This is a genomic window from Dysgonomonas sp. Shenzhen-Wh21, assembly GCF_043392705.1.
In the GTDB taxonomy this organism is placed as follows: Bacteria; Bacteroidota; Bacteroidia; order Bacteroidales; family Dysgonomonadaceae; genus Dysgonomonas.
Map to the genome: position 1 here is coordinate 1 of NZ_JAIXHZ010000048.1, position 10,051 is coordinate 10,051.

Annotated in this window: 6 protein-coding genes and 1 pseudogene; all 7 read left to right on the plus strand. The window is 36.4% G+C overall.

Annotated elements, in window-relative coordinates; translation table 11 throughout:
* Positions 1-53: 53 nt before the first annotated feature.
* Positions 54-1,901 (plus strand): annotated as a pseudogene (locus tag LDB17_RS02950) (SusC/RagA family TonB-linked outer membrane protein); the annotation flags it as partial.
* 12 nt (positions 1,902-1,913) lie between these two features.
* Positions 1,914-3,374 carry a RagB/SusD family nutrient uptake outer membrane protein gene (locus tag LDB17_RS02955; protein ID WP_252637348.1) on the plus strand — a complete coding sequence of 487 codons (1,461 nt, stop codon included), beginning with the start codon at positions 1,914-1,916 and terminating at the stop codon, positions 3,372-3,374.
* A 12-nt stretch (positions 3,375-3,386) separates the two neighbouring features.
* Entirely contained in the window at positions 3,387-4,748 is a 1,362-nt protein-coding gene (locus tag LDB17_RS02960) for a DUF5016 domain-containing protein (RefSeq protein ID WP_252637350.1), read from the plus strand.
* Between the two features lie 76 nt (positions 4,749-4,824).
* Positions 4,825-5,796, plus strand: coding sequence for a hypothetical protein (locus tag LDB17_RS02965; protein WP_252637352.1), 972 nt, complete (start codon positions 4,825-4,827; stop codon positions 5,794-5,796).
* A gap of 16 nt (positions 5,797-5,812) precedes the next feature.
* A complete protein-coding gene (locus LDB17_RS02970) occupies positions 5,813-8,320 on the plus strand; it encodes a family 20 glycosylhydrolase (protein WP_252637353.1) in 2,508 nt (835 codons plus the stop codon).
* 1 nt (position 8,321) lies between these two features.
* Positions 8,322-9,911, plus strand: a complete 1,590-nt coding sequence (locus LDB17_RS02975) for a beta-N-acetylhexosaminidase (RefSeq protein ID WP_252637354.1) — start codon at positions 8,322-8,324, stop codon at positions 9,909-9,911.
* 10 nt (positions 9,912-9,921) lie between these two features.
* Positions 9,922-10,047: a hypothetical protein gene (locus tag LDB17_RS02980; RefSeq protein ID WP_393924880.1), complete on the plus strand. Its 126-nt coding sequence runs from the start codon at positions 9,922-9,924 to the stop codon at positions 10,045-10,047.
* The last annotated feature ends 4 nt before the right edge of the window (positions 10,048-10,051 follow it).

The following is a 10,051-nucleotide window of genomic DNA, read 5'->3' on the forward strand; positions in this document are numbered from 1 at the left end:
CGGCTTCTGTCGTAAGTCTGATCTGCAGCATTAGCAGCAAATGGACTTAATATACTCCTCCTTATATTCAAAAGTGGGATTCTGATAATCCCGGACAATATGATGAATTTGCATATGGAGCACGTATATTAAGTCCATTTGCTGCTAATGCTGCAGATCAGACTTACGACAGAAGCCGTCTGATTGGGTCTCTCAACCTCGATTTTACTCTTGCAAAAAACTTACATTACAAAACAAGTTTTGGAATAGACGAAACTAACTCTAGAGGCTTATATTTTCTAGACCCTACATCCAACTCTGACGGACGATCTACTAAAGGTCGTGTAGAGGAAGAAAGTTCTAAGGATTTTGAATGGCTATGGGAAAACCTTGTAACATACCAAAACAAGTTTAAAGACAAACACAACTTATCGATACTTGGGGGTGCTACGATACAAAAAGCTAAATCAGAAGGAGGAAAGCTTTCAGGATACGACTTACTTAGTTCTTATCCTAATATTCGCTCTTTCTCTGCGGCTAACATTATCGATAAAGATGAAACATGGAGCTACGCATCCGAGTGGACTCTTGCCTCGTTTCTGGGACGTGTAGCATACGATTACGAAAGTAAATATCTGATCAGTGCCAATATGCGAGCAGATGGTTCGTCTAAGTTTGCTCCGGGAAAAAGATGGGGTGTTTTCCCTTCATTTTCTGCCGGATGGCGTATTTCTAGTGAGTCCTTTATGACCGGTACAGCAAATGTCATTTCAGACTTGAAGCTCAGAGCAGGGTGGGGGCTTAATGGTAATCAGGAAGGTATTGGCAATTATTCATGGCGAGCGCAATATGCAGCAGGAAGAATACCTCCTACTACTGATAATTCATTACCTGGTTTGTCTCTTTATTTGAAAACTCCTGGCAACAGAGAATTGACATGGGAAAAAACGACCCAAACAAACGTAGGTATTGATCTCAGCATGTTTAATTCGAGACTCATCTTCACTTTTGATGCATACTATAAATATACAAAAGACATGTTGTTAACTGTTTATCTACCCAGTTATGCCAATATACCCGGAGGAATTGCTCGCAATGATGCTGAAATGAAAAATAAAGGTCTTGAAATAGCTGTATCTGCGCGAAGCATAGATGCTAAGAGCTTTAAATGGAATACTGATTTTAATATTTCATTCAACAAGAATGAAGTAACCAAACTTGGTTTAAACAAAGTGTACTATTATGCCACTACTTATACTACCGAACAACCTGCTATTATATTAAAGGAAGGAAACTCATTGGGAACATTTTACGGATATGTATCAAAAGGAGTAGATCCGGAAACCGGTAATATCATCTATGAAGATAGAAATGAGAACGGAATAATAGATCCTGAAGACCGAACTAAAATCGGGGATGCACAACCCTTATTTGTTTTTGGTCTGACAAACACTTTCTCGTATGCAAACTTTAACTTATCTGTATTCTTTCAAGGATCATACGGAAATGATATTTTCAACGCATCAAAGATTGATATGACAGGTATGATGGACTTTCGTAATCAATCTACCGATGTCTTAAAGAGATGGAAACGCCCCGGTATGGTAACCGAAATACCTCGTCCGGGAAATATAGAGAATATTTATAACTCTTCCCGCTTTGTTGAAGATGGCTCATATCTGCGATTAAAAAATATAACACTATCTTATGATTTTAGCCCGAAGTTCAACTTTCTGAAAAAAGCAGGAATCAGAAAACTTCAACCATATATAACAGCTCAAAATCTATGGACTTGGACAAAATATAGCGGATACGACCCTGAAGTAAATGCTTATGATGCAAGTGCAGTCGAATTAGGTGTCGATTATGGAACATATCCTCAGAACAAATCCATAATATTTGGTCTTAATGTAGAATTCTAAAAATATGAAGCAATGAAAACATATATAAAATTATTAGCCTTTATATCATGTCTATTTATCACCTATTCCTGTGGCGATTTTCTAGACAATGAACCTTTATCTGATTTCACAGGAGATCCACAGAATTCTTCGAATCTGGAATCTAAATATGCATCAGTAACCGATGCTGAAGCTGAACTGAATGGTGCTTATAATAAATTTAAACAAGATATTTTTCAATTTGAGAATTTCAGTTATGGGGATATCCAGTCAGACAATTGCTATGCCGGAGGTGATGGAGTTCCGGGTGAAGAAGTGGACGGTATCAGGGTAACATCTATGAACTCGAAAACAAAACTAATGTGGGCCCAATATTATGAAATGGGAGGAGCAGCAACAAGCGTAATAGAAAATACACGTTTGATGAAAACAAATATTGATGATGCTATCCGCAAACGAATTATTGCCGAAGCTAAGTTTATAAGGGCTTATGCATATTTCGATATTGTAAGAATATGGGGCGATGCCCCTCTGATGATAGAATTGATACCTGCTATTACGGCCGAGAATTTAGAAGAACTATACCCTAAACTATATCCTGCGCGTACTCCTTCAGACGATATCTATGCACAGATAATAAAAGATTTGGAAGAAGCTATCCCTGACCTGGGTAGTCTGTCGCAAGGTGCATTTAAAGCAACCAAAGGAGCAGCAAATGGTTTGTTGGCAAAAGTATATGCTACTCGTGGAGAAAAGTCTGGACGTAACTATTCTAAAGTTGTAGAACTATGTGATAAAGTGATTGCTGATGGTTATAAGTTAGTGACAAACTATGATGATTTATGGAATCCGGCAAATAAATATACAACAGAAAGCATCTTTGAAGTATATTATGATGCTACATCTCCCAATTGGGCATATTGGGTGTTGTACAGTGAAGAAGATGGTTCTATTACATGGCGCCGCTACTGTACACCGACACATGATCTGATCTCTAAATTCAACCCTGACGACAAACGCTTTGCATCAACAATTGTTTATAAAGAAGTACCATATGATAACTACTTCCCGTCAAGCAATTATCCTATTGCAAATAAAATCCGCCAAAAAGATTCAGAGATTATATTAATGCGATTAGCAGACATACTTCTCCTTAAAGCTGAAGCATTAGTTGAATTAAATAAGATTAGCGAAGCTATGAATATTGTAAATACGATTCGCGATCGGGCCGGATTAAAGAAATTATCAACAACTTTATCTCAAGGAGATGCTCGTTTAGCCGTTGAACAAGAACGTCAATTTGAGCTTGCTTTGGAAGGACAACGCTGGTATGATCTGTTACGCAATGACAGAATGGTGGAAGTTATGCGTCAACATAAAGACAAAAATGGAAAATTACTTTTCCCAAACCTAGAAGAATTTCATAAACTATGGCCTGTGCCTCAGACAGAGAAAGATTCAAATCCCAACCTAACACAAAATCCGGGTTATTAAAAAATGAATATTATGAAGACATTTAAAATATTATTTTTATTGATTTTTATATCTGCCATTTTCGTATCATGTAGTGACAATGATGACAACTCTACAATCGTAGTACCAGTTATCGAGTCGCTGGCAATAAAGGGTAACGAAAATATTAAGTTAGGAGATTCTATTTATTTTGATGCGAAAGTGAGCGATGCAGTTCGTCCTCTTTCCACTCTCGAGGTCGAATTGGTGGCCAACGATGTTGTCATCAGTAGTAAGTCTATACGAACCAAAGGTAATTCTGTATCGCTAGATAATATTTCTTTGTTTGTACCATTTACATCCAATATTGCTACAGGAGATGAACTGAAAGTCAACTTCGCCTTGATAAATGTGGATGGAGGAGAAACTAAAGAGCAAAAAACACTTAAAGCTATCCGTCCCGAGCTACCAGAGACCCTTTATCTTATATTAAGTGATAAATCTGTAATAGAGTTGCATGCAAAAGAAAATACTCCATACATCTATGAATCAGAAGAAGGGGGATATCCAAGTACTTTCAGTACTAAAATAGCAACATCCGAGGATCTTGCACAAGCTAACTATGTATGGAATGCAGGTATTGATGATAATGTAGCATCTATTGGAGATAGATTTGGCAGCGACATTAAATTTTCATATAGTAACTGGCTTGTTAAGAAAATTATATTCGATGCATTTTCTTTCAATTTTGATATAGAGGGCTTGAGACTGGTCATCAAGGTAAATAATGTACAGATGATGGCCTCCGGAAATTACTTGTATGCAAGTGTAGACTTTACCAAAGGACAAAATTTTTCGATATCAGGCATTGATAATATAGAACAAGCTTACAATAGAGACTTTTTCGAATATAATGCTGAAACAAAGACATACAAATTTATAGGTGAATCCGGCAAATGGGATGTGTACTATTCTTTGGAATATAATTATATATGGATTAACAAGATGACAGATGTGGCTCCGGCTACTTATTGGATCATTGGGCATGGATTTTCTTCATCTCCTACTTGGAATAGTGCATTTAATTCAATTGGATGGGATCTCAATGATGTGAAACAGTTAGCTTACATGCGTCTTGTAGAACCAAATAAGTATCAGGCAACTGTTTATCTGTCAGACCAGCATGACTGGGGAGGTTTTGATATCCAAATATTTAGTAATCGTACATGGGATGCCCAATTTGCTGTTTTTTCAAACGACTTATTTACCGGAGATTCATCCGGGGTGAGTGCAGCAGGCGGAAGCATGGCAGATTTGGTCGGAGGAGAAGGTTTTACTCCGGGTTATTACCGTATTACACTAGATGTTTCTGATGGTTTGAACAAATCTAAAGTTGATTTTAAAAGACTTCCTTGATAATAATAACAGTGGCTCTGATCATGATGCAAATGAAAATCTGTCATCAGAGCCACTAAAATAAAAATATAATACAATGAATACATATTGGTTAAAATCTTTGATAATATGCAGTTTAGGACTCTCTCTATTTAGCTGCAATGATAACGATGATAATAACAAAACAGAGACGCCTCCTGTTATAACCGAGGCTCCAACCTTAAAAGGCAAACTAGTATATCACAATTATACAACCTATGACACTGAAGATTCTAAAATGTACATTTATGATTTTGGTACAAATGAATTGAAATGTATAAGTGAAAACTGGAAAATACGCAACGCTATGAATGCGCATTTTTCTCCCGATGGTAAACAGATCACTTTTATGGGAATAGGAGAAGATACAAATACATGGGATATCTTTTTATACGATCTTTCGGGAACAACACAGCCTGTAAATCTTACACCATATGACGGAACAAGAGATGAAGATCCTAAATTTTCCCCTGATGGGAAACGCATAGCTTTTAAACAAGACTTTAGGGTTGCCGAACTCAATTTGGAAACAGGGAAAGTGACAAAACTTAGTCCTGTAGATTATTCGATGCCTTACTATAATGCCGATGGGACAAAGCTTATTTGTTCGAAAGGCGATGGAGCAACATCTTCTATTGCTGTGATCGATATTAAAAGTAAATCTATAAAAACACTTTATGATGCAGCTAAAGTTCAGGATTATTATCCTATAAATGCGGATGAAACATCATTCTATTATTCTGTGGGATATTCCGAAACAAATCGTGTAGATCAAGTATATCGTGGATTTTGGAGCGGATTGAAAAGTAAACGCCTCCCTTTTAATAATACAGACGGAGATTATTCTGATGCTTATCCGGTAAATAATGATTGGGTTATTATCTGTAGCACACGTACCGGAAGCCTTGGAGGATATGATCTATATATTGCAAATGTTGTATCGGGAGAAATTTTTCCGATGACAGACTATAATAAAAATATAAACACTGCGAAAAATGAACTGGGACCGTGTGTCTATATTCAAAAATAAAGAAAGTTTTTAAGACATGAAATACATCATTTATCTGATTACTTCTATGTTTATAATGTCGGCATGTATAAATCAGAAGAATCTAAACAAATCCCCTGTCTCATTAATGTGGGAAATGGGTAGAAATGGAATAGAGCCCGGATATTATGAAAATACATTTTATCTTATTAATCATAGCAATGATTCCTTAAAGGAAAATTGGATTGTCTACTATAATCAAATGCCGGCAGCTGTAAAGCCAGACCCGACATCACCTGTCATTGTGCAGCAAATCAGTTCTACTTATTACAAGATTGCACCATCATCTTCATATCGTCCTTTAGCTTCGGGTGATACTTTAAAGATAACATTTCGTTGTGCAGGAAGTATTCTGAAAAATGCAGGAGCACCGGAAGGCGCATACATTGTTATGCTCGATGAAAAAAGAAAAGAGTCTGTACCGTATAGTGTTGCTATCAATTCCAAACCTTTTCTTCATGATTATCAATGGTCAAGAGTAGGAGAGAGTGAGTTGCCATATCCTGATGGAAAAATGATTTATGAAAGTAATCTAATTTTTTCAGAGCAAGTACTTTTAAAGAAAACGGATATCTTCCCATCGCTGAAACATGTGAAGGAGAATGGCGGAGAATTTTCCTTCACAAAAGATGTTAGCCTGAAATATGATCCAACGTTTGCGAATGAAGCAAATCTATTGAAAGAAAAGCTTGAAAAACTATATGGCTGTAATATTGTAGATAAGGCTGCTGTAACTATAAATCTGAGAAAAGAATCGTATGTAGGCAAAAATAAAGAATACTATCAAATGGAACTGAATAATGGTTCCATTGAAATTACCGGAAATACTCCTCATGCAATTTTTAACGGGGTTCAAACGCTTTTAGCATTTATACATAGTAAAGATTTACCATATAGCTTACCGAATGTAAGTATATCTGATTATCCCGATCTCGAATATCGAGGTCAAATGTTAGACGTTGCTCGTAATTTTTCTTCTAAAGAGAATATATTGAAGCTTATAGATATTTTATCAATGTATAAAATGAGCGTTTTACATTTGCATTTGACAGACGATGAAGGTTGGCGCATAGAAATTCCCGGTTTAGAGGAACTGACAACAGTTGGAGCTCGCCGAGGTCATACTGTAGACGAGAAGGAATGTCTATATCCGGCCTATGGAAGTGGCTGGGATGCTAATGATGAAAATTCGATAGGAAATGGTTATTTTACTAGAAGCGACTTTATAGAAATACTTAAATATGCACAGAAGCATCATATTAGAGTTATCCCCGAAATAGATCTACCCGGACATGCACGAGCAGCGATTAAGGCTATGAATGTTCGGTATTATAAATATATAAAATCAGATAAAAAGAAGGCAGAAGAATATTTACTTACTGATTTTGCGGATACATCACGTTATATCTCGGCGCAAAGTTATACTGATAATGTTATCAATGTAGCTTTACCCTCAGTATATAGCTTTGTGAAAAAGGTTGTAACCGAAGTAAATTTGATGTACAAAGATGCCGGAATGGAATTGTCTGTTTTACATCTGGGAGGGGATGAAGTTCCCCATGGAGCTTGGGAAGGGTCGGATATTGCAATGACATTTATGAAGGATAAAGGCTTCAAGAAAACGAGAGAGTTGAAGGACTATTTTATTGAACAGATCATTCCTTTCTTTAAAGAAAAGAATATACAGCTCGGTGCATGGCAGGAAGTTGGTTTATTACCTGATGAAACGGTAAATAAGAAGTTTGCCGGAGATAATGTTTTAAGTTATTGCTGGAATACAGTTCCGGAGTGGAATGGAGATGAGATTCCTTATAGATTGGCTAATGCCGGCTATCCTATTATTCTATGCAATGTCACCAATTTGTATTTTGACTTATCATATAACAAACATGAAAATGAACCTGGAGCTTATTGGGGAGGTTTTGTAAATGAGTATAATTCGTTTAATGTTGTACCATATGATATATATAAGTCTGTACGATCAGATATGAGTGGTAATCGCGTAGATATAACAAAAGTATCTAAGAAAAAAATAGCTTTATCACCGAATGCTTTTAACGAAATAAAAGGCATGCAAGGACAATTATGGGCAGAAACCATACGCAATTTTGACATGGTTGAATACTATTTGCTCCCCAAGATGTTTGGTCTTATAGAGAGAGCTTGGAATACTCATCCTGAATGGGAGAAAGAGCCGTTAAGCGATAAATATACTGATGCATTGCGCCTGTATAATAGAAAGATAAGTGAGTACGAGTTACCTCGTCTTAATCTTTTGAATATTAAATTCCGTATTGCTCATCCCGGCATAGAGATGATCGATGGCAAATTACATGTAAACACATCTATTCCTAATGCTGAAATCAGATATACAATAGATGGATCGGAACCTACGGTTAATTCTACTCTTTGGACTGAATCTATAACTTGTAATGCAAAAGAAATAAGGGCGAAAGCTTTTTATTGTGGACGAGAAAGTGTAACCACATTATACAAATACAAATAAGATGAAGTTTAGAATATTCCTCTTGTGTCTGTGTTTTATTATAGAGACACAGGGTGGGTTTTCTCAGAAATTAAATTGTGAAACCCCTCGATTGATACCAAAACCTCAAAAAGAGATATACTCTAATCTATTTCTACGTTTGCCATCGGTAATAACGATAAGCAAAGATATAGATGAGAATGCCAAAAGCATAATTGAAAAAGCATTATTGGAATCTTTGAACATAGAGGTCTCTTATGGCTCGAATGAAAATAGCCTAATACGTTTCTTTGTAGATAAACAATTACCTGATGAAGCATATCATATTAAGATAGACACAGTACATATTGATATCCATGCATCCGGTTCCGCCGGAAGCCTTTGGGCGATACAAACTTTGCATCAGATGATAGAATCTATTTCTCTCACATCTGCAGGTCAAATCAAACAATTACCTGTTACAGAAATAGAAGATTATCCTCGATATGAGTGGCGAGGGTTTCATTTGGATGTGGCTCGACATTTCTTTACAAAAGAGTATTTATTAAAAACGATAGAACGCTTATCATTTTATAAAATAAACAAGCTGCATTTGCACTTAAACGATGATCAGGGATGGCGAATCGAAATAGATAAATATCCACTATTAACAGAAATCGGCGCATGGAGATCTTTTGATAAATATGACTCGATCTGTATACGCCAATCGGAATATAATCCGGATATGCAAATAGATAAACGTTTCATTCGAAATGACTCTAAGTATGGCGGATTTTACACTAAAGCTGATATGCGGGAAATCATCGCACATGCACAAAAGTATGGCATAGAAATTATACCTGAAATAGATATGCCGGGGCACATGTCTGCTGCGATAAGAGCATATCCATGGCTATCTTGCACTGGAAATACCGGCTGGGGTAAAGAGTTTTCGTATCCTATATGTCCGTGTGATCCTAAAGTTATAGATTTTGCAAAAGACATATATTCTGAAATAGCAGAACTATTTCCTTCACCTTTTGTACATATTGGAGCTGATGAAGTAGAAAGAGATACTTGGGAATTGAATGCTAATTGTAAAAAACAAATGAAAAAGCACAAAATGAAATCATCAGCCGATTTGCAGACTTTCTTTGTAAATGAAATTCAAAAGTCGCTAAAGGAAAAAGGGAAAAAGACTATCGTATGGGACGATGCAGCTGTCGATGATATCGAAAAGGAGGTACATGTGACTTTCTGGCGCGATTGGATGAATGAAAATGCGAACATGATTGTAAAGAAAGGAAATCCGATGATTTTTATGACATGGAGCCATTTTTATCTAAGTGCAAGACCTTCATTTAAACTATGGAAAGAACTATATGAATTTGATATAACAAAGGATTATCACAACATGACAGACTCTAAAGTAATCGGTTATCAGGCTTGTGTCTGGACAGAAGAAATTCCAAATGAGACAAAACTAGAAGAACATGTATACCCTGCTTTACAAGCCTATAGCGAATTAATATGGAGTAATAAACGAAACTGGCAGGATTTTTTGCAACGAATGAGTTTACACAACCGCATTATGGATAGAGAGGGAATACATTATCGTTCTTATACCTATTAAAAAAGATACAATGGAAGTAAAAATTAGCAGTCGCCTTTTATCTCTCGATGTTTTGAGGGGTATCACCATCGCCGGAATGATACTTGTAAACAACCCCGGATCATTTGGAATTTCTTCTGTCCAGACACAAGCCTGATAAC

What these genes read in the sequence shown, in the direction of transcription:
- LDB17_RS02975 (WP_252637354.1), top strand. Translation starts at nt 8,322, where the DNA reads ATGAAGTTTAGAATATTCCTCTTGTGTCTGTGTTTTATTATAGAGACA.
- LDB17_RS02980 (WP_393924880.1), top strand. Translation starts at nt 9,922, where the DNA reads ATGGAAGTAAAAATTAGCAGTCGCCTTTTATCTCTCGATGTTTTGAGG.
- LDB17_RS02970 (WP_252637353.1), top strand. Translation starts at nt 5,813, where the DNA reads ATGAAATACATCATTTATCTGATTACTTCTATGTTTATAATGTCGGCA.
- LDB17_RS02960 (WP_252637350.1), top strand. Translation starts at nt 3,387, where the DNA reads ATGAAGACATTTAAAATATTATTTTTATTGATTTTTATATCTGCCATT.
- LDB17_RS02965 (WP_252637352.1), top strand. Translation starts at nt 4,825, where the DNA reads ATGAATACATATTGGTTAAAATCTTTGATAATATGCAGTTTAGGACTC.
- LDB17_RS02955 (WP_252637348.1), top strand. Translation starts at nt 1,914, where the DNA reads ATGAAAACATATATAAAATTATTAGCCTTTATATCATGTCTATTTATC.